At 36.0% G+C, this 21,977-nt stretch carries 20 protein-coding genes and 1 rRNA gene; 9 read left to right on the top strand and 12 right to left on the bottom strand.

Annotation, left to right across the window (positions count from 1 at the left end; translation table 11 throughout):
• Nucleotides 1-44 precede the first annotated feature (44 nt).
• Both HXY53_05770 and HXY53_05765 read left to right on the top strand, forming a co-directional pair.
• A complete protein-coding gene (locus HXY53_05770) occupies nt 45-1,118 on the top strand; it encodes a hypothetical protein (GenBank protein ID NWF76066.1) in 1,074 nt (357 codons plus the stop codon).
• Nucleotides 1,115-2,233, top strand: a complete 1,119-nt coding sequence (locus HXY53_05765; GenBank protein NWF76065.1) for a hypothetical protein — start codon at nt 1,115-1,117, stop codon at nt 2,231-2,233. Before HXY53_05770 ends, HXY53_05765 begins: the two co-directional genes overlap by 4 nt.
• Here HXY53_05765 and HXY53_05760 read toward each other — a convergent pair.
• The 6 genes from HXY53_05760 to HXY53_05735 all read right to left on the bottom strand — a co-directional run bounded on the left by HXY53_05760 (nt 2,211) and on the right by HXY53_05735 (nt 7,562).
• Nucleotides 2,211-2,858 (bottom strand): YkgJ family cysteine cluster protein, encoded by a 648-nt coding sequence (locus tag HXY53_05760; protein NWF76064.1) that lies wholly within the window; start codon nt 2,856-2,858, stop codon nt 2,211-2,213. The genes HXY53_05765 and HXY53_05760 overlap by 23 nt on opposite strands.
• A complete protein-coding gene (locus tag HXY53_05755) occupies nt 2,855-3,571 on the bottom strand; it encodes a tetratricopeptide repeat protein (protein ID NWF76063.1) in 717 nt (238 codons plus the stop codon). Before HXY53_05755 ends, HXY53_05760 begins: the two co-directional genes overlap by 4 nt.
• Before the next feature lie 115 nt (nt 3,572-3,686).
• Nucleotides 3,687-3,944: a sulfite reductase gene (locus HXY53_05750; protein ID NWF76062.1), complete on the bottom strand. Its 258-nt coding sequence runs from the start codon at nt 3,942-3,944 to the stop codon at nt 3,687-3,689.
• Nucleotides 3,945-4,011: 67 nt separating this feature from the next.
• The gene (gene dsrB / locus HXY53_05745; protein NWF76061.1) at nt 4,012-5,193 is read right to left on the bottom strand and encodes a dissimilatory-type sulfite reductase subunit beta; all 1,182 of its coding nucleotides are present in this window, start codon (nt 5,191-5,193) and stop codon (nt 4,012-4,014) included.
• 18 nt (nt 5,194-5,211) lie between these two features.
• Nucleotides 5,212-6,648, bottom strand: a complete 1,437-nt coding sequence (dsrA, locus tag HXY53_05740) for a dissimilatory-type sulfite reductase subunit alpha (protein NWF76060.1) — start codon at nt 6,646-6,648, stop codon at nt 5,212-5,214.
• 257 nt (nt 6,649-6,905) lie between these two features.
• Nucleotides 6,906-7,562: a hypothetical protein gene (locus HXY53_05735; protein NWF76059.1), complete on the bottom strand. Its 657-nt coding sequence runs from the start codon at nt 7,560-7,562 to the stop codon at nt 6,906-6,908.
• 277 nt (nt 7,563-7,839) lie between these two features.
• On the opposite strand from HXY53_05735, the gene bamA reads away from it, so the two are divergent.
• From bamA to lpxI, 6 genes are all read left to right on the top strand, one after another.
• Nucleotides 7,840-10,089 carry an outer membrane protein assembly factor BamA gene (bamA, locus tag HXY53_05730; protein NWF76058.1) on the top strand — a complete coding sequence of 750 codons (2,250 nt, stop codon included), beginning with the start codon at nt 7,840-7,842 and terminating at the stop codon, nt 10,087-10,089.
• A 31-nt stretch (nt 10,090-10,120) separates the two neighbouring features.
• Nucleotides 10,121-10,666, top strand: a complete 546-nt coding sequence (locus HXY53_05725) for an OmpH family outer membrane protein (protein NWF76057.1) — start codon at nt 10,121-10,123, stop codon at nt 10,664-10,666.
• Entirely contained in the window at nt 10,663-11,685 is a 1,023-nt protein-coding gene (gene lpxD / locus HXY53_05720) for a UDP-3-O-(3-hydroxymyristoyl)glucosamine N-acyltransferase (GenBank protein ID NWF76056.1), read from the top strand. Before HXY53_05725 ends, lpxD begins: the two co-directional genes overlap by 4 nt.
• The gene (fabZ, locus tag HXY53_05715; GenBank protein NWF76055.1) at nt 11,682-12,116 is read left to right on the top strand and encodes a 3-hydroxyacyl-ACP dehydratase FabZ; all 435 of its coding nucleotides are present in this window, start codon (nt 11,682-11,684) and stop codon (nt 12,114-12,116) included. The genes lpxD and fabZ overlap by 4 nt, the downstream gene beginning before the upstream one ends.
• 4 nt (nt 12,117-12,120) lie before the next feature.
• Entirely contained in the window at nt 12,121-12,900 is a 780-nt protein-coding gene (lpxA, locus tag HXY53_05710; protein NWF76054.1) for an acyl-ACP--UDP-N-acetylglucosamine O-acyltransferase, read from the top strand.
• A gap of 139 nt (nt 12,901-13,039) precedes the next feature.
• Nucleotides 13,040-13,870 carry a UDP-2,3-diacylglucosamine diphosphatase LpxI gene (gene lpxI / locus HXY53_05705; protein NWF76053.1) on the top strand — a complete coding sequence of 277 codons (831 nt, stop codon included), beginning with the start codon at nt 13,040-13,042 and terminating at the stop codon, nt 13,868-13,870.
• A 5-nt stretch (nt 13,871-13,875) separates the two neighbouring features.
• Here the strand turns inward: lpxI and HXY53_05700 are convergent, their stop codons facing one another.
• From HXY53_05700 to HXY53_05685, 4 genes are all read right to left on the bottom strand, one after another.
• The gene (locus tag HXY53_05700) at nt 13,876-14,406 is read right to left on the bottom strand and encodes a YIP1 family protein (protein NWF76052.1); all 531 of its coding nucleotides are present in this window, start codon (nt 14,404-14,406) and stop codon (nt 13,876-13,878) included.
• Between the two features lie 30 nt (nt 14,407-14,436).
• Entirely contained in the window at nt 14,437-16,392 is a 1,956-nt protein-coding gene (locus HXY53_05695; GenBank protein NWF76051.1) for an adenylate/guanylate cyclase domain-containing protein, read from the bottom strand.
• A gap of 120 nt (nt 16,393-16,512) precedes the next feature.
• A complete protein-coding gene (locus HXY53_05690; GenBank protein ID NWF76050.1) occupies nt 16,513-17,862 on the bottom strand; it encodes an insulinase family protein in 1,350 nt (449 codons plus the stop codon).
• Complete coding sequence (locus HXY53_05685) at nt 17,859-19,181, bottom strand: insulinase family protein (protein NWF76049.1); 1,323 nt, start codon at nt 19,179-19,181, stop codon at nt 17,859-17,861. Before HXY53_05685 ends, HXY53_05690 begins: the two co-directional genes overlap by 4 nt.
• Nucleotides 19,182-19,400: 219 nt before the next feature.
• Between HXY53_05685 and HXY53_05680 the strand changes: the two genes are divergently transcribed.
• The gene (locus tag HXY53_05680; protein NWF76048.1) at nt 19,401-20,384 is read left to right on the top strand and encodes a LysM peptidoglycan-binding domain-containing protein; all 984 of its coding nucleotides are present in this window, start codon (nt 19,401-19,403) and stop codon (nt 20,382-20,384) included.
• On the opposite strand, the gene HXY53_05675 is transcribed toward HXY53_05680, so the two are convergent.
• The gene (locus HXY53_05675) at nt 20,371-21,798 is read right to left on the bottom strand and encodes a sigma-70 family RNA polymerase sigma factor (GenBank protein ID NWF76047.1); all 1,428 of its coding nucleotides are present in this window, start codon (nt 21,796-21,798) and stop codon (nt 20,371-20,373) included. The genes HXY53_05680 and HXY53_05675 overlap by 14 nt on opposite strands.
• 82 nt (nt 21,799-21,880) lie before the next feature.
• Nucleotides 21,881-21,977 (bottom strand): 23S ribosomal RNA (locus HXY53_05670); the annotation flags it as partial.

Here is a 21,977-nt window from a genome sequence, read left to right as displayed (position 1 = left end):
TAAATCTTTGAAGGACCAATTGATTAAAAAATAAGGAGAACTTAATGGCAACTAAATCTGAAGAACCTCGCTGTCCTTTTTGTTATTACCTAATCGAACAACCAAGAGAATTACCTAAACGAAAAGTAATAGAGTTCCCTATAGGAGCTTGCACACATTGCGGTGCTGTATATGCATATGATGTGACAGGACATAATCTGGGAGCTGCATTTATTGAAGCACTCCTCTTTGCTTGCAATGAAGATGACTATTTAGCCTTCTCTCTTTCTTACGGGGATGATTATACAGATGCTGTAATAGGGAATTATGATATTATTACTCATCGTGTTTTACCTGACAAAATATTCAATGATCGGTATGTTCGAGGTTCGCTTGTTTTCGTAAAACTATTTGGAGAGTTTCATGAAGCTACAGAGGAGAAAGTAAAAGAAAAACTAAAGTATACAACTCCCATAAAGAAAAACAAACTGCGTTCAGATAAATTCTCTAAAGAAAAAGTTCGTCAATATGTTTCAGAGAATAATCTTGTAGAACTTTTATCTCTTGCAGAAGAGGATTCAAGAGTAATCAATGAGTTACAGCGAATGCTTTATACACCAGATGAACATGCACGCTGGTATATAATTGACATTCTTGGCGATGTTAGTGCGAGAGTAGCAGAGAAACGGCCTGATATAATTAGCAAACTAATAAATAATCTCTTACAGAACGCATCATATCCAGGCGCTTCAGCATGGGGTTCTTTGGAAACTATTGGCACTATTATAAGTAAAAATCCTAACCTTTTCGGAGAATTCGTCAAGCCTCTTGCTTCTTTTATAGCTCAACAAAATCTGAAAAGGGAAACCACATGGGCTATCGGAAAAATTGCGACAACAAAACCCGACCTGACCAAATTTGCCTTTCGTATTCTTTCGTCTTTTCTTGATGATACTGATGCTTTTCTTCGTGGATATGCTGCCTGGGCACTGGGAAGCATTGGATTTAATGATGTATTAGACAAACTGAAAAATCTTGAAAACGATAATAATAAAATATACATTTGGCTTGATGGAGAAATGAAAGAAATAACAGTTGGTGAGTTAGCAAAAGAAGCAATCAAAAAAATCAATCAATGAAAAAAACAGTGATACGGTATCTTGTTGCATCACCAACTGGGGATATTCCTGCAGACATTAATAAACTTGACTTTCCTCTGGAAAAAGACCCTCTAAAAACCTCCTATAGGGTTTATTTTTCTGCTATCACTGATTTTCTTACAAAAGAAAATTGCATACCCCTTTTTCAGGCAATCAAAGAAAATCTCCAAATCCAGACAAGTATCGACTATCCGAGAGAAATTGTCATTCGCGCTGAAAAACATGGTGCTCTTTATCATCCTGCAAGTATCGAACTACTGGTCGATGGGAAGAGAATCAAATTTGGATTGAATGTCGCTATTACTGAAAAAGGCAAACATGCACTGATGGATGAATTTTGTATACTCAAAATGCTTCATAATAAATTCAATTTACCATACATTCCAAAACCTTATTATATAGATGAACTAAATTCTATGGTATTTCTCCTCGAAGAATGGTTTGAGGGCTATCATGAATTTCATATCTCAAACACAAAGGATGGCAAGAAAAGATTAAAACTCTGGGAATATGGCAAAGGAAATCGCTTTCTTACAAATGAAGAAGCTTTTGAAATTTACCGACAAGCTGCAATGATTTTAACTCTCTACTATGATATTGAGAGTTTCAGATTGATTTTTCCATGGCATCATGCAGCAGGTGATTTTGTAGTAAAGATAGAGGGATTTTTGGACAAGAAAATAGATGTCCGATTGACAACAGCACGTGGCTACCAATCTTTTATGGGCTTTGATGATCAGAGGATATCTAATCCTAAAATAGCTCTTGTTTATTTTCTCCTTTTTCTCTCCATTCAAATGCGGATTGATAAAATAGATGGTTTGAATAAAATAGTATGGGCAGATGATTTCTGCGTTGATGCAACAATCAAAGGTTTTTTTCAGGGGCTTAATTTAAAAACAGATTTCAGGAATTACTTTCATTCAACAGAAGAATTTATTCAATTATTGAAATCTTTCAGCAAAAAGGAACTCATAAAAATAATAAATCCGCTTGTCAAACAATATGAACAGACAAAGGACTTTCCAATTATCAATCAAAATTTAAAACAACACATAGGAAATATTTATTCTACTCTTCGAAATTCCCTTTGACTATGTCTTCAAAGGACATCCTGAGAACTCTTGCGAGGGGAATCATAAGGGTTGCTTTTCTTTCAGGATGGAGGGTTTTTCCTTCGACAAGAAGATCCTGTGAAAGTTTGCATAGCTGATCATATATTCTGTTAAGTTTAACGGTCGGATATGAAGCTTTTTCTTCAAATGCAGAAAGTCCGCAGACATAAGAATGTTCCTTTTTATCTTTTTCAACACTATATGGCACTCCATAAACACGACAGATAATAGGCCGTTTTTCGTAAAAAACACACTCATCTCTGTCGCTTAGGAAAGGGCATCTCACTTTTTGTTTTCCCAGTCCATAAACCTTCATTTTTTGATCTTGATCGAAAATTTTAAGGGTCTCTTTTGCTTTGAGCATTTCAACCTCTGCCTTCTCAGCCCGTCTGAGTATATCTCTCCTTTTCTTTCTTTCAAGACGGTTGAAATGCATATTAATATAAGCAGCCTCGACAGGGAATAAACCAAAAATTGCATAACAACAACCACTGCAACGTATTCGACAGCGAACACTATCAGGATATTTTTCTTGAATTGTTTTAAAAAGGATCTCTGCTTTTCGTGCTAATGCAGTATACTGCGAAAAAAGCTCTTCAATCATTCTTTATGTTTAATTTTCTTTAACTTCTCTTTATTCTTAGCTGAAATTTTCTTTTTGTTATTCTTACTATCGACTATCTGTTTCTTTGTTCTTTTTCTGTACGGCTCAAGAAGCTTAAGCAAATCAGGATGAACCTCAAAACCCAGGGATTGGGCTTTCTTACAATGTTCGACTGCTTTATCAAATTCTCCCATTAAGTAAAATACATTAGCAAGATTATTATGCCCGAGTGCAAAATTCGGTGCAAGCTCAATCATTTTTTTATTTATTGTAAGACTCTTTTCAATATCACCTTTCTGCAAATATGCATTTGCAAGATTACACATTGCCTGGACTATTTCAGGATTTAATTCTAATGCTTTTTCCAGTGCTTCTATAGCCTTATCTGTTTTACCCATCTGAAGATATGCAAACCCGAGATTTGAATATCCCCTTGCATAACGAGGTTCTATCTCAATAGCACGTAGATTAGCTTTAACAACCTTCTCAAGATCCCCTTCTTTGAAATAAATATATCCAAGATTCACATAAGCCTCAAACATCCTAACACCCACATCAATAGATTCTTCAAATGCTTCAATCGCCTTATCGAAGTCGCCCTGAACCATATATGCAACTCCAAGGTTATAAAGAGAAGTAGCACACTCTGGCTTTTCGGCCAATCTCATCTTCTGTTCATAAATAAATCGCTCTATATCTTTTGGATCTTCCATAATTTATAATAACACCCAGAAAATAATCTGTGTAAAAACAGAAAAAATCATACGGATAGCCTTTAAAGCTACCCGTATGATTTAACTTAAAAATAAAATTTTTATTTGCTTTTATTTAGCCGCCAGTGTCACCAGCTTTTTCAGGAGATACCCCTCTACCTTTTACTCCATACATAGTTGAACTTCCAGTAGAGAAATACTCCAATACACCTTCGGCTACCATTTTTGAAGCTACATTCTTGACTTCAGAAGCTCCAGTGTCAGGGATAACTTTTTTCACCCCAGCAAGCATATCTTTAAAATAAAACTTGCTTTTTGCTCCTTTTGAACCGTAATCAAGAATGGCCTGTCTAATGTCTTCTTCTCTTCCCATACTATTGTCTCCTCTTTCTCCTATTGTGTCTAACAAAATTATATATATTTAGACACTGTAATATCAACTATATGCCACTTACTGCTTTAGATACAGCCCATGCATGGTCTGTATACTTAAATTGAGTCGAAGTTCTGAAAGTATCATATGCTAACCGATAATCGTCAAGTATATGCCATGAGAATTCCAACCCTGTCTTTTCAAAGAACCTTTCCCAACCAATCCTTTCTGCCCAATCGCCGAGTCTTTCATATTTCCTTGCATCTTTTGCATAAGCTTCTACAATCTTTTTCACTGTTTCAACCACTTCAGGCCAGCGAGGCATATTATTAGGTAACCAAGGCACAACCACCTTTGAGAATTTAGGCATGCTAATACGGTTAGAAATCTTACCACCCGCAAGTATAGCTACACCGTCACCCGCTTTGTCAGCAAGTGGCAATGCCATACACATAGTATAGCAATTACCACAATACATACATTTCTCAACATTAACCTGAACGCTTTTAGTTTTCCCATCTTCCAGTGTAATTGGCTTAATTGCATAAAGAGGACATGCTGCAACAACAAGTGGGATCTCACACACTTTCATAAGAACATCGTGGTCAATTGCTGGTGGTTTTCTGTGATACCCTAAAAGGGCTATATCAGAACAGTGGACTGCACCGCACATATTTAGACAACATGCCATAGAAACCCTTAGTTTTGCTGGCAGTCTCATGGTTTTAAAATCCTCAAATAGGGCATCAGCAACAGATTTTACGAGACCAGAAGCATCAGTTGCTGGAGTATGGCAATGAACCCAGCCTTGAGTATGAACAATGTTTGTTATAGAATTCCCTGTGCCACCTGTTGGGAATTTAAAAGAGCCTCCGACGTGCTTTCTGCTATCCAATTCTTTCTTTAATGCTCGAGCTTTATCTTCACTATCAGTTATAAATTCTATGTTATTTCTTGTTGTCCATCTTACATATCCACCTGTATATTTATCTGCTATGTCACAGATTTCACGAACATGCTCAACTGACATTACTCTTGGAGCCCCCGCTCTCACTGTATATGCTTTATCTCCTGTTTCAGATACATGCATCAGTAAGCCAGGCTCTAATATTCTGTGAGAAACCCACTTTCCATAATTCTTTCTTAAAACAGGTGGCATTAATTGTTTGTAATGTGCTGGACCAATATCAGTAATCCTGCCTTCTTGTGGCTTTTGGGGATTGTAATATCCTAATCTACCTTTCGACATAATATCCCTCCTTTATAATTATCTTGGATGTCTGCTTCTATAATCGTTAATATCTCTCTTCCATCCACCGGGGACTTCCTCCTCCTTAAAGAAAACATATGGGTTTGAACGAGGTTCTTTGACCATTTGTGGCATTGCCGGAATTCCTATAACTTCGATAAATGTCTTTAATCCCATACGCTGTATTAACTCACCAAGACGCTCTCTGTTTTTACCTTCTTCAATCCACCAGTCAAAGACCTTTCTTTGAACTTCTTTAATACTATCATATGGGCTTTTGGCATAAATGAATGGAATCGTCAAAACAGCCATTTGAGCACCTTCGAGAATAGGAGCCTTTGCTCCAAAAAGCATGCTCAAACCTGTATCCTTACCAACTCTTAGTGCTTCTGGCATTACATTGATGCAATGCATACACCGATTACATTCTGCATTATTAATAGTTAATTTTTTACCATCCCATTGCATACACTGAGTAGGACAAAGATCAATTACCTCTTCTTGAATGTTAAACGGACCCCAATTTGCGCCAGCCATTCCACCACCATCGCGAGGGATTTCTCCAGCCACATATGCTTTTACAGCATCCTGATTAATCCGTATATCGTCCTTCCAGGTTCCTATAAAAGCTGTATCTGAGCGAGCAACTGATGCAACGCAACAATTTGGACATCCATCAAATTTAAATTTGTATTTATAAGGAAATGCAGGTCTGTGTAATTCATCCTGGAATGTCATCGTCATGTCATAACATAAGTCGAGTGTATCGTAACATGCAAATTCACATCTCGCAGGGCCTATGCAGTCGGATGGTGTTCTAAGGTTTGAACCAGAACCTCCTATATCACATCCGAGATCGTGGGTTAAATCAAAGAAAATAGGTTCTAATTGTTCAGTAGTTGTCCCAAGCATAACCATGTCACCAGTAGAACCATGTAAATTCATTATACCGCTTCCCCGATACTCACAGATATCACAAACAAGTCTTAAATAATCGCTATTGTAAAACTTACCACCTGTCTGATTGATTCTGACAGTATGGAAATGAGCGACCGCAGGGAATTTTTCTTGCTGGTCACAATAACGACCGATAACGCCTCCTCCATAACCAAGAACACCGACAATACCGCCATGTTTCCAGTGTGTTTCACCTTCTTTATAAGAGAGCTCTACTACACCAAGTAAGTCTTCACACACCTCTAAAGGTATCATCAAATTATCCTGTCCGAGTTTTCTCCTATGTAATGCTTCTCTCTTAATATCACTCACAAAGCTTGGCCACGGACCTTTTTCCAGCTCATTTAACATTGGGGTAGCATGTTTTGGCTTGAAGCTTTTTAGCTCGTCTTCTGTGTAATTTTTCAACTGCTCATCAGTAAAAATTCGCACATCTTCATATTTCCTATGCTCTTTCTCTTCTTTATCCCATAACTTCTCTTGTCCTGGGATTCCCATGTTATACCTCCTTCTGGTGAGTTTTTAGTAAGATGCAGGCAAATAAAAGTAAACTTTTAGAACTACTCTTCACCCCCTTCCTCTACGTTTACAATAAAAAACATTAGTTGATAAGCAACCTTTTTAATTAATGAAAGGTGTTAAAGGTGTATAATGATATACAACTATTTTTCTTTTGTCAAGTAAGGATTATTTATTAAAAGATTAGATGTTTTGATTGTAAAAGGTTATATTTAGATAATGCAAAATTATAATTATTATTTTATCTCAATTTTAGCGACCGCTCTATATACCCATGATGATAAAGGTTCTTCACGGAATTCACCCTTAACATAAATCTTAACAGGGGTTTCTATTTCTTTTAATTTTTCCAGAAAGGGTAGCGCTGGCTTAAAACAAACTTCTCCCATAGCCCATGCTGCAAGACCAAAGATTTCAATATCATCAGTTTGAAAGACCATTAATATTTTTTCTTTAAAAAAATCAACAGAATCAGTTATTTTATCCCCCAATCGCCCAATCCCCCAGAGGCATCCTTTTATGAGGGGCGGCTCATCTATTGCATATGCTATCATCATACTTCCGTAAGGGTCTATTAATTCTGGTATATTGCAAATGATTTCTGCTATTGTCTGAGGGGAGCTCCAGCCAATACCTCCTGATTCATCTGTAATTGACCAGAAAAGGGTTCTTATGTAATTTCTCACCTTTTCTTCATGCCCTGATTCCCACCAACTTTTCATTATAAAACCAACTGCTTCGATAGCAGGCCATCTTATTGTCTCGTCAATGGCATAAAGACTCGTGCGGATTTTCTGCCAAATCTTTCTATCTTTTTTATATAAAAAAAGAAGACTATCAAAATCTCTTTTTTTCAAAAGGGTTTCAAATTGTTGTTTTTCAGATTTGTTCATTTTTATAGCTTAAGCAGAATCTATCAAAATGCTCAATCTCCAATCTGTTATTAAAAATATTTTGGACAGCATCAATTTGTTATATTTTTACACAATATCAAACTTTTTGTTATCAATTTTTGTTTCTTAATGAAGTAAACATCACTAATTCCTTAACGCATTCCTAAAGTGTAGCATTACAAACCCCGAAAGGGTAATACTTACCTTAATGTAATTTCTATTTACATCCACCCCTTTAAGAGTGCTATACTTACAGACTGAATTTATAAGGAATTTTATGTCTCAATTGAAATTTATTTTAATTTTTTTGAGTCTAATAATACTTTTCTCCGTAAGTTCAACTTACGCTGAGGAATTTCCTATTATCAATGCAATAGAAATACAAGGATTGAAACGTATTGAAGAAAGCGCTATCAAATCAAAGATTGTTCAGAAACGAGGTGAAACAATTTCACAGGAAAAAACGAATGAGGATATCAAGGCAATTTTCAAAATGGGGTATTTCGATGATGTAAGAGCAGAGATTGAACCTTTCGAAGGCGGGGTAAAACTCATATATATTGTAAAAGAAAAACCCACTATCATAAAAATTGATTTGCAGGGGAATGACGAAATTGAGGATTCAAAGCTTAGAGAAAAACTAACCATAACTACCGGAGCTATTGCTGATGCTGTATTAATACAGGACAATGCTAATAATCTAAGGATGCTTTATGAAGAGGAAGGATACTGGTTATCACACATAGTTCCCGTAATTAGAAGAATAGGAGAGGATGAAGTCAGTTTGACATATCAGATCGAAGAGGGGCAGAAGATTAGGATAAAAAAGATAATATTTGAAGGTAATAAAGCTATATCATCAGGCAAGATAAAAAAAGTAATGGAAACTAAAGAATGGTGGTTATTCTCTTTCATTACTTCATCTGGTTATTATCAAAAAGTTCGTATAGATTCAGATATAGAAAAAATTAAAGATCTCTACTTTAATAATGGATTTATCAAAGTTGTTGTAGGAGAACCAACAATAAAGCTTACTGAAGATAAAGAAGGCATGATAATTTCTATCCCAATCTCAGAGGGCGAACAGTTTAAAATTTCTTCGATAGAATTATCTGGGAATAAAGTTTTTGACGAGAATAAAATCAGAGAAAAGATTACCATGTCTAAAGGAGAACTATTCAGCAAGGAGAAACTGCGTAAAGATATATTTTCGATATCTGATCTTTACTCACAGAACGGATACGCTGCAATTTCAGTCACTCCTGATCTGTCACCTGATCAAGATAATAAACTTGTCAGCGTTTCTTTGAAGATTGATGAAGGTGAACAATATAAAATAGGCAGGATAGAAATTTCAGGCAATACAAAAACAAGAGACAAAGTTATACGCAGAGAGGTTAAACTCGATGAAGGTGATATATACAACAGCGCCTTAATAAAAAGAAGTTACGAGAGGATTAACAATCTTAATTTTTTCGAAACAGTTGAATTGATACCAAAACCCAGACCTGAGGAAAAACTTGTTGATATTGAAATAAAAGTAAAAGAGAGAGCAACTGGATTTTTCAGCATTGGAGGTGGTTATAGTTCAGTAGAAAATTTCATATTCATGGCTGAACTAACTCAGGGAAATCTATTCGGTAAGGGTCAGTTCATCAAACTACGGGGAGAATTAGGTGGAAGAACTACATTATATGATATATCTTATAAGGACCCATGGTTTCTTGATAAACCACTAACTTTTTCTACCAGTCTATATAAAACTACAAGGGAATATATTGAATATAATAAAAAAGCAACAGGTTTTGAAATTGCGTTTGGTAAAAGGTTTACTGAATATGTATGGGGTAACATAGCATATAATTTTGAGGATGCAGAAATATACGATGTTACAGATGATGCACCGACTATTATAAAGGATCAGGAAGGGACAAGTGTCACAAGCAGTATTACCCCCTCACTTGTAAGGGATTCACGAGACAATTTCCTTGACCCATCAAGAGGCTCAAGGAATTCTCTTTCTGTTACCTTTGCCGGCCTCGGCGGCACAAACAAATTCTTAAAAGGAGAGTTAGATTCTGCATGGTTCATACCTATAAAAAGCACCTCTGTAATGTTAAGAGGAAGATTTGGTTATGCCACAGGAATTGGCGGTGAAGAGTTGCCATTATACGAAAGGTTTTATGTTGGAGGTATTTATACTGTTCGAGGTTTGGATTATGGGGAAGCTGGTCCAAGAGACGAAGAAACTGGAGACGAAATAGGTGGCACCGAACAACTCATTTTCAATGTAGAATATATCTTTCCATTAATAAGTGATATTCGTCTAAAAGGTTTAATTTTCTTTGACGCAGGAAATTCCTATGAAGAATTTAACAATTTTGGAGAATTAAGATATACTACAGGATTGGGAGTGCGTTGGATTTCCCCTATCGGCCCTGTAAGAATCGAGTGGGGATATAATCTCGACAGAAAACCTGGCGAAAGCTCCAGTAGATTTGAGTTTGCATTTGGCACATTCTTTTAAAATAAACGGAAAATTATCAGGAGGAAAATATATGAGAATATCTTTTTTCAAAAAATTTTGCATACTAAGTTTTCTGCTATTCGTTATCTATTGTTTACCAATTTCTTCAATCGCATCTGACCAGGTAAAAATTGGTGTAATAGATATTCAGAAAGTTTTAAATGAATCGGAAGAAGGAAAGAAGGCAAAATCCAATCTTGAAACTTTGATAAGATCTAAACAGAGTATAATTGATGAAAAAGGCAAAGCTATAGAAAAACTGAAAAGTGAAATAGAGAAACAGTCATCCGTTCTTTCTGCTGATGCAAGAAAAAACAAGGAAGAGGAGTTGGAGAAATTGATAAGGGAATATCAACGAACTGTTCAGGATTCTCAGGCAGAAATAAAAAAGAAAGAAAGCGATTTAACGGATATAATTTTGAGGGAAATTCAGGAAATAGTAAGTAAGATTGGAGAAACAGAAGGATATACGCTAATTATTGAAAAGGGCATGATTATATTTTCAAATAAAAATATTGACATCACTGATACCATCTTGAAGAAATACAATGAATCAAAGGCAAAAAAGAAAGAGTGAAACTTAAAGAACTTGCATCTTTAATTAATGGTGAAATTTTAGGGGACAATAATATTGAGATAAACGGGGTTTCTGGAATTCAAGAAGCTCAGGAGGGGCATATCACATTTATAGCTTCAAAGAGCTACCTGAAATATCTAAAAAAATGCAAAGCTTCATGTGTAATTGTAAAAGAACCATTAACTGATATCCATATTACACAGCTCAAGGTATCTAATCCCCATCTTGCCTTTGCAAAACTGCTTGAATTATTCTACGTAAAAAAACAGAGACCTTCCGGTATAAGTGAAGAAGCGATTGTATCTGAAAAAGCCAAAATTAATAAGGATGTCACTATATATCCTTTTGTATATATATCAGATGGTGTTTCAATCGGCAAGGGAACAATAGTATATCCACATGTTTACATAGGTGAAAACACAAAGATTGGTGAGGATTGTCTCATTTATTCTAATGTTACGCTTAGAGAGGGTGTTAAGATAGGTAATAGGGTAATAATCCATTCCAGTTCAGTAATAGGTTCTGACGGTTTCGGTTATGTTTTTGATCAAGGGACTTATCATAAGATACCCCAGGTTGGTGGTGTAATAATCGAAGATGATGTAGAGATTGGGTCAAACGTATCTATTGATAGAGCAACAACTGGTAATACAATAATTGGGAGAGGAACAAAAATAGATAACCTTGCACAGATTGCTCATAATGTTAAAATCGGAAGAAACTCTATTATAATAGCACAGGTTGGCATAGGAGGTAGCACAGAAATCGGGGACTCTGTCACAATAGGAGGTCAGGTAGGGATATCAGATCATGCAAAAATAGACTCCGGCACAATGATTGCTGCTCAATCTGGTGTTATGGGACACATCAGCAAGGGTATATATTCAGGAACACCTGTATTACCTCATAAAGATTGGTTAAAAAGCTCGGTAATTATAGCAAAACTCCCTGAGCTTTATAAAATAATAAAAAAACTCGAGGAGAAAATAAAAAAACTTGAAAGGAGGAATATTACATGATCGATATAAAAGAGATACAGAAACTCTTACCTCATAGATATCCTTTCCTTTTAGTTGACAGAATCCTTGATATGGAGCCAGGAGTAAAAATTACAGGCATAAAGAATGTAACAATAAATGAGGAGTTCTTTCAGGGACATTTCCCTGGTTATCCGATAATGCCTGGAGTTTTAATTATTGAAGCAATGGCTCAGGTAGCAGGCATTTTAGCTTTCCGTTCAGGTGCAACAATCGGGAAATCTGTTTATTTCATGAGCATAGAAAAGGCAAAATTTCGAAAGCCTGTTGTTCCTGGAGATCAGCTTAAATTAGAGGTAAGTGTTATACAACACAGAGGCAATGTATGGAAATTTTCAGGTCATGCTATAGTTGATGATAAGGTTACCGCAGAAGCAGAATTTACTGCGATGGTTTCTGAGAAAGAGATATAAAAATATGAGCAATAACATTCATCCAACGGCTATTATTGAATCTGATGTTCAGATTGAAAAAGACGCACATATCGGACCATTCTGTATTTTGAAAAGAGGAGTTTATATAAAAAATGGCACACGTCTTATTTCGAATGTAATAATAGAAGGCAACACCGAAATTGGTGAAAACTGTGTAATATATCCTTTCACTACTATCGGGCTACCACCTCAGGATATGAAATATAAAGGTGAAAATACCGGAGTAAAAATAGGTAAAAATAACACCATACGTGAATATATTACAATTCATAGAGCCTCAGTAAGTGGAGATGGATTCACAACAATTGGTGACAATAATTTTTTAATGGCATATGTTCATATTGCACATGATTGCAAAATAGGCAACCATGTAATAATGGCAAATGTTGCTACACTTGCAGGGCATGTGTCTGTTGAAGATTATGCAGTTATAGGAGGACTTGTTGCAATACACCAGTTCACAAGAATCGGGACCCATGCAATGGTTGGCGGATTCAGTGGGGTAGGTCAGGATATTCCACCATACATGATCGCATCCGGTGCAAGAGCAAAGCTCTTTGGAGTTAATACTGTCGGACTAAAACGACATGGCTTTTCAAACATCACAATAAATGAACTAAAAAAAGCATATAAGATACTTTTCAGAGAAAAAAGAACTTTGAAGGATGCAATAAAGAAGATACAGGAAGAACTCCCTTACACAGACGAGATAAAGCACCTCATTGAGTTCATACAAAAAAATAAAAGAGGAATCTGCCGCTGATAAAAAATCAATCAGCAATGAACGGTTATCAATGTAAAATTAAAAATTCGAGAAATAACGTATTAATCTCCATATGTATTCTTGATTGATACTTGTTATTTGCTAAATTTAACTTGATTCTTTATCTGGAGATTATTTGATAAAATCTCAGCACACACCCAAAAAAATAGGCCTCATAGCAGGCGCAGGCGAACTTCCCATAGCAATAGCAACTGAAGCACGGGAACAAGGTCATAAAGTAATCGCTATAGCGCTTGAACCTTTAACAGATAAGCGTATCTCTATGTATGCTGACGAAGTAGAATGGGTAAATGTTGGCAAATTCGGAAAGCTCATCAATGCCCTGAAAAAACGTGGGATAAGTGAAGCTGTGATGGCAGGAAAAGTCTCCAAGACCCTGCTTTATAAAAGCAAGATCACACCGGATTTGAGGGCTGTGAAACTTTTATTATCTCTTAAAGACAGAAAAGACGATTCCATACTTCTTTCAATAACAAGGGAACTCGAAGATGAAGGCATCCGTCTCCTTGAAATCACACGGTTTAGTGGTTCTCTACTGATACCTGAAGGGGTTCATACCAAAAAAACCCCGACTGATACTGAATGGAAAGACATAGAGTTCGGCTGGAAGGTCGCAAAGGAAATCGGCAGGCTGGATATCGGGCAGACTGTTGTTGTAAAACAACGGGCTGTCATGGCTTTAGAAGCTATTGAAGGCACTGATGAAGCAATACGAAGAGGAGGTTTACTGGCAGGTGAAGGGGCTGTGATCGTTAAGGTTAGCAAACCCGATCAGGATATGCGGTTCGATGTGCCGACAGTAGGTTTACATACTTTGCAAGTTATGAAAGAGGTCCGCGCAAGAATCCTTGCCTTAGAAGCAAATAAATGCATTATCCTTCAGAAAGCTGCGCTAATCGAAGAAGCCAATAAAGCAAAAATCACAATTGTAGGTTACTCAGGTGCTTAGTATTTTTATAACCGCATTCTTACACCAAATAGAAAAAATAAGAGTGCGATGAATAATATCTGGATTATCCAGCCAATTAGGCATACTCCAACAGCACGAAATGTGCTCTTATAATCCAGTGCCTGTCTCACAGCAATTACCATGGCTATAAGCATCCATACAGATGCTACGAATGAAACAATTCCCGTGATTCCGGGGATGATTCCCAATACACGGATTATACCGGGTGAGCTTGAAAAACCAACAGTACGCAATAATTCCCCAGGAGTTGCATTCGTCTGCTGCTCCGGCAGGAATCTGGTCCCGATGAAGTAGGTTAAATATGCCCATACAAACCATCCGATTAATGCTCCCATAGTTCCAATAAATATACCGCTTAAACCTCCATACCGAAACGTACCAATACCAGCAGCAACGCTCGAAATTATTACAACAAACATGGCCTGCTTTAATGCATCGGGATCATTTTCAACTTCTTCATACAAATGCACATCTAACTTTGCAGCACGTATCATACGATTATTAAAATTAACCATATCTGCCTCCTTGATACGTTCGCTTTTGGTTTAGACATTTAGGGTCCCCCCCCCAACCTTCAAATTTTTCAATTCGAAGATTTTGACTTCTTGCTCTCTCCCTTTTACCTTCACTCTGTCGAGTTCATTGATTTCTATATGTCCTAATAATTTTTTATCAAGTAGAGGCATTATATGTTTGAGGGTAAATTCAGTAATAATAATTTTAGCATTATAGTCTCTTGTCAGTTTTTCAGCACGTGCAGCAAGATTCACGTGGTCTCCAATAACTGTGTAGTCCATCTTTTTACCTGCCGCACCGATATTCCCTATTACAACCTCACCTGTATTTATTCCGATACCGCAATCGAGTATTGGTTTCCCCTCACTTATCCATTTTTTATGCAATTCCTCAAGTCCTGTAACCATATGCAATGCACATCTTATAGCAAGTTCAGTATGGTTCGGCTGGTCAGCAGGTGCACCCCAGAATACCATTATTTCATCACCAACAAACTTGTCCAATGTTCCATCCCATTTAAAAATTATGCCTGACATTTTTTCGAAGTATTCATTCAGTAATTCAACAACCTTTTCAGGTGATGTTTTTTCTGAAAGGGTTGTAAATCCAATAATATCCGAAAAAAGTATTGTTACCGTCTTTCTATCCCCTCCTAATTTTGCTTTATCAGGATTGCTGATTAATTGTTCGACAATTTTTGGCGACACATAGCTCGAAAACATCTTTCTAATCTCTTTAGCTTTCCTTTCCTCAAAAAAGTATTTTGTCACTGTCACAACTATAGCAATAAATATCATATTTGTGGCTGGATAAATGAGATTGACCCATAAATTCATGAATGAAAAAACAAATAGTGAAACTACAATATAGCCACTAAAAAAACCAAATGACAGTATCGCTCCCTTTATCGCACTCATTCGTGGCAGAAAAATTCCCGATAAAAGGCCCGATAAACATACAAAGATAATCTCAAGATAGCCGCTACTTTTCTTCAGAAAATTGCTGGTAATAATATTTTCAACAACTGTTGCATTCTTTTCAACACCAGGCATATTTCCTGAAAAAGGGGTATTCTTTAGATCATAAGTTGCAATAGCTGATGTTCCAAGAAAAATAATATGGTTTTCAATCTCTTTCCGCTGGACATTTCCGTGTAAAATTTCAGCAGCCGATATATATTTGAATGTCCTTTCCTTACCATAATAGTTGATTACCAGCCTTCCATGAAGATCTGTCGGAATAAAAAGATTATTCCCGAGTTTCACACCCCTGTTTCCTGCTATAATCAGATCATCCAATTGTAAACCGAGCGCCAAACGAGCTGTCTGCAATGCAAAAGAAGGGAAGAATTCATCCTGGTATTTCAGATACAGGATCTCCCACCGTAGTTTACCGTCACGATCCGGATGGGAGTAAGCATGACCACTAATGTTATTGCGTAAAATTGGCTCTATATCAACCATCAAATCATGGGCTTCAATAGCACGTATCTGCTTCTGCTCTTCAAGCTTCAAAAAAGCAGAATTAAACATCTGCTCAGGGATATCCCCTTTTTGCAAATCCTTTTTCGCCACCCAGACGTCAAAAACGGATGCAAGCACGATCTTGCCTTCTGCCTGCTGGAGTGCTTCGCCAAGAAATTTATCCGCCTGTTCGTTTTCCGTTTCTGTATAAAAAATATCTACTGCAAGAACCTTTGGATTTAATGCTACTATTTTTTTTACCAGTTCAGCCTGTATTGTCCTGCTCCATGGCCATCGTCCATATTCCTGCAGACTTCTTTCATCAATAGCTACAATAACTACTTCACCTGTCAGCAGCGGGCGTGAGATGAAATTCCTCGCATAAAATCTGTAGTCAAGGGTGAGCGTCTCAGCTCGCTCTTCTAAGGAATCAGGCCTCCAGATTAAAAAAGCAATAAATAATACCGAAGAAAATATACAGAATAAAAATATACGCCTGCCTGTCTTCTTATGGACATCCATATTTACAACTGATTATTAATGAATTATCCGAAAGTTTCAACCTAAAAAAACACCTGAACTTTTAGTCCTACAGGCATGAAGTCATAAAAAGCTTAATAGAACAGATATCATTTGGCAGGTCTAATATTTCAATTCTGCTTTATTGTGATTCGCAACAACAACCAACACAAAATCTTCAGATGAGAGATATCTCTGAGCAACTTTTAAAATATCATCTTTGGTTATAGCATCTATATAAAGAGGATATTTTTCTACGTAATCAGTCCCGAGATCAAAAAATTCTGCAATCGCAAGAAAGTCAGCAATCTTTCTGCTCGTGTCAAGCCTCCTTTTAAAACTTCCAATTAGATAGGATTTAGCTTCCTGGAGTTCATTTTCTAAAACATATTCTTCTCTTACATTTTTAATCTGTTTTAATATTTCATCAATAACAATGTTGGCTGACTCATTTTTAGTCTGCACCTCGATCTGAAAAATTCCCCCTGCTTTATAAGCTGATAGAAAACTATGGATATCATATGCAAGTCCCATATCCTCTCTTATTGTTTGCGTCAGTCTTGATGAAAAACCTCCTCCTCCAAGTATATAGTTCATTACAAAAAAAGCATAATAATCGGGATTATTTCTGCTTATACCAGAACTACCAAAAACAATATTTGCCTGTGTTAAGTCTTTATTTATCTTTATAACCTTTTTTTCTGGTTTATTAAAAAAAGGATACAATATATCTGATGAAGGGACCTCAACTTTCTTCCATCCATTCAGATATTTCTCTATCAAATTGTTCAACTCATCAGCTGAAATATCACCAACTACTGATAAAATACTATTATTCGGCGAATAATAAGATGAATAGAATGCAATTATATCCGCTCTACCTATCTTATCGATTGTATTAACTGAGCCTTCTAATATCCTTCCATAAGGATGTTCACCAAATATTTGCTTTTTTAGAGCTCGATTAGCAAGGAAAGAAGGGTCTTCTTCGAGTTGTCTCAGAAATCCTTTTATATGTTCTTTTTTTCTCAATATTTCATTTTCAGGAAAAACTGGGTTTAGTAGAATATCAGAAAATATTTCAAAACCCTTTTGTAAATCTTTTTTCAATATAGACAGTGTAACCATTGTGTAATCAGCACTTGCGGTCGCGTTCAGAGATGCTCCAATAAAGTCAATTTCTTCGCTAATCTCTCTTGATGTTCGATTTTTTGTTCCTTCTGTAAGAAGCTCCGCTACTAGATTTGCAAGACCTGATTTTTCTGCCGATTCATTAATACTTCCTGCTTTTATAACAAGAGTCACCATAACAATCGGTAGACTTTTATATTCAGAATTGAGAACTATAAGACCATTAGATAACTCTGTTCTTTTTATATCGAGGGCAAAAACCTCTGAAGATAGTAAATAGTTAATAGTAAATAGTGATAAAAATAAAAAGATCAAATATTTTTTAAGCTGTTGATTTTTCACTGTTCATTCTTCACTTTCTTAGTTGGTATCAGAATCCCTACTGTCTTATTATCTTCGTGTAAATATTTTTTTATAACCCTTACAATATCTTCAGAAGTCACCTTTCTTATACCTTCTAAATATTTATCAATGAGCCTCCAATCACCGAGCATCTCAAAAATTCCATAATTCATAGCCTGCAAAAAGATAGAGTCCTGATCCATAATAAAAGATGCTTCTATCTGGTTTTTTACCTTTTGAAGTTCACGTTCAGACAGATCTCCATCCATAACCTTTTTTATTTCTGAATATATTGATTTTTCTACCTCTGTTATGTCAATTCCAGGAGAAACTGTTGCCGAAAGAAAAAAAAGATATGGATCTTTATTAAAACCGCTGTAATCTGCAGATACCTCCAAAGCAATCTTTTTCTCATAAACGAGAGACCGATAAAGTCTTGAACTTTTTCCATCTGAAAGTATCATGCTCAGAACATCAAGCGCGTAGCTGTCTTCATGAGGGAAACTCGGGGTATGATAAGCTAAAAGAATATAGGGAAGTTCTGCTTCCTTTTTAAGATAGACTTTACGTTCCCCTTTTTGTTCTGGTTCATTGTATTTTTTTAGTTTTACTGAATTTTCAGAAGGAATGTTCTCAAAAGCATCTCTGACTTTTTTTATAATTTCATCTGACTTTACATCTCCCACAATGACAACGACAGCATTTTGAGGAGAATACCCCGCTTTGTAATATGAAAGAAGATCATCTGTTTCTATAGATTCAATATCAGACATCCAACCAATAACAGGCCTCTGATATGGATGCGATTTAAATGCCGCTGCTATAATCTCTTCAAAAAGTGCATTCTGTGGATCATCCTCATAGCGAAGTCTTCTCTCCTCTATAACCACATCCCTTTCCGATATAAATTCTTCTTTAATAATTTTAAGGTTTTGCATTCTATCTGACTCAAGATCAATAGCAAGTGATATTTTATCTGAGGGTAAAATCTCGAAATAAACGGTATAATCTTTTGTAGTATATGCATTATCTGTTCCACCATTTTTTTGAATAATTCTCGAAAATTCAGAAGGGCCATATCGATCTGTTCCTTTAAACATCATATGTTCAAGTAAATGGCTTAATCCTGATTTTCCTTCAGGTTCATTTCTTGCGCCAACTTTATACCAGACCTGGAATGTGGCCACAGGCGCCTTATGTTCTTCAATAATAATTACCTTGAGACCGTTTTTAAGTTGATATTCTTTGATTTCAGAGGCGAAGCTATTAATTGAAAATAATAAAAAAAGAAGAACGCTTAATGGTCTAATGTATTTCATTATTAAATATAACAAAAAATGTAAAAACAATGGAACTATACTTTTAAACCTGAAAAATGTAATTAAAATATGGATAATTTAATAATTACATCGAGCTAAAAAAATTTTCGAGCAATGTATGCATTATTTGGGTTAAGCTTATTTTAACAATATACTTGACACTTTTCAGTAACTTCGCTATTTTATGTAAAGTAAAACTTTTATATAAGGAGTAACATTATGCATAGGAAAAAATATATATTATTAAAGACATTGTTTTTTTGTGTAATATTGATTCTACCTTCCATTATCTCAGCAGAAATGCAGGAATATAAAGATTACATTATTATGAGAGGTGATACCCTCTGGGATATAACTAATAAGGAATTGCAAGATCCTTTTCTCTGGCCAAAGGTCTGGAAGGAAAATCCTGAAATAGAAAACCCTGATAGAATCTATCCAAACCAAAAGATCAGGATTCCTCTCTACTTGTTACAAAAAGAAATAACTCTCGAACCCAAAGTCGAAGCAAAACCTGAAGAAATAAAAAAACCTGAAGAAATAAAAATTGAGCCTCTGATAAAACCCTATCTCGTTAATAAAACTCTATTGATTTCAAGTGGTTATATAGTTGATGAAATACATAGCGTTGGTAAGATTATTGAAACTCCAACTGGCAAGACTGTTCTGGGCAAAGGGGATTCTGCATATATTCAAACACAGATTCCTATAAAGAAGGGTGATAAGTTTTACATTATTAAACCCATGGAAAAAGTAAAGCACCCCAAAACCGGCCGTAAAATAGGATATCTCATTGAGGTTATAGGTATTGCAGAAGTAATAGATGAAGAAGACCCGAAAATAATTATAAAAGAATCCTATTGGGAAGTTACTACAGGAAATCTCCTCGACACCTACTATGAAATCGAACCTCCTTTAGCTCCTGAAAACCCAAGGAAACCAGATATAAATGGATACATTATTGCAACAAAACACTCACATTTAATAAATGTGCCGTATGATGTAGCATATATTGATAGAGGAAAAAAAGATGGCCTTCAGGTCGGAGATATCCTTGCAACACTTGTTCAAAGTAAACACACGATATTTAACGGACTCATACAAGTTATCAATCTCAAAGAATCAACATCTACCGTTATTGTAAGAAAAAGTGATTCAGAGATTTTAAAAGGAGATCCGGTAACTAAGGTTATGCAGGAGTAGAAGTCAATCTCTTCAAGGCTTTTAGTCTGCTCGGATGCTTAAGTTTTCTTAAAGCCTTAGCTTCTATTTGCCTAACTCTTTCTCTTGTAATAGAAAGATGTCTACCTACCTCCTCAAGGGTATGATCTCTTTCAGCTCCAATTCCAAATCTCATTCTTATGACCATTTCTTCTTTTGGAGTTAATGTTTTCAAAACCTTCTGTATCTGTTCAGAAGTTTCAATCTTTTCTGCATCTGAATAAGGAGAAGGACTGTTCTTATCACCTATAAAATCTTCGAGTTCTGTATCTTCATCTCCTACAGGAGTTTGTAAAGCTATAGGGTCCTGTATGGCCCTGAATACCTCTTCTACTTTTCTTGTCGGAACTATAAGCTTTTGCGCAATTTCTTCATTAGTAGGCTCTCTTCCAAGCTGCTGAGTTAGCTCTCTTGATGCTTTAGTGACCCTATTATAAAATTCCATCATGTGCACAGGGACTCTTATTGTCTTTGTCTGATCTATCAATGCACGGGTGATAGCTTGCCTGATCCACCATGTTGCATATGTGCTGAATTTAAAACCCTTTTCATATTTAAATTTATCAACTGCCTTCATCAGGCCTATATTACCTTCCTGTATCAGATCAAGAAGAGGCAGACCTCTTCCCACATAATTTTTTGCTATATTAACAACTAACCGCAGATTACGGGTTATTAGCTCATTTTTTGCAGTAGTTATCAATGTCTTTGCCTTCTGAATTCGAACCCACATTGATTTCAATTGGTCAACCTTTATTCCAACTTCAGATTCAACTCTTTTATATGTCTTCTCTATCTCTTTGGCTATTAATTCCAATTTTTTTGTATCAATATTTTTTTTCTTCTTTTCTCGAATAGCATTCTTAAGACTCTTCAATGAACCAAATTTTGTAATTTTACTATCCTTCTCATCAATCTCATTCATAAGCTCTTCAATGATCTCAACACTCATATTAAGTGCCTCATCTGGCTTGTCGTCTTCTGAATTGAGATCTTCTTCGTGTCCATTTAAGCTTGCTTCTAATTTCTTATATAAAGGCATCTCTGTTACCAACTCTCTAATTATTGTCTTGCCTTCCTCCAATCTTTTAGCAAGCTCTGTTTCCTCATCTTTTGTAAGGATTGATATATCACCCATTGAGTAAAAATATGCTTGTACTAAATCCTCAGTCTTTTCATACTCATCTGCCTCTTCTTCCATTTCTTCATCTGAAGGAAGCACCTCTTCATGATCTACTACCTTTACTCCCATATCTTGAAGAATATCCATAAGGTCTTCTATTTCATCAGGGGAAAAGAATTCTGATGGTAATGCATCATTTATCTCATCATAGGTTAAAGTTCCTCGCCTTTTACCTATATCTATTATTTCTTCAAATATGTCTCTTTCTCTCATTATTTAATACCCCTCAGTAAACACAAAATTAGGGCCCTTTTATAGGCCCTTATTTTTCTCTGACAACAGGAGGGAGTTAATAAGGGTCAAGTCGCACGGTCTATTAGTACTGGTCAGCTCAATGCATTACTGCACTTACACCTCCAGCCTATCAACGTGGTAGTCTACCACAGACCTTC

The sequence above is a fragment of the Nitrospirota bacterium genome (genome assembly GCA_013388455.1).
Taxonomy (GTDB): Bacteria; Nitrospirota; Thermodesulfovibrionia; order Thermodesulfovibrionales; family SM23-35; genus JACAFF01.
The sequence above is the reverse complement of the archived record's forward strand: the minus strand, read 5'-3'. Positions and strand labels throughout refer to the sequence as shown.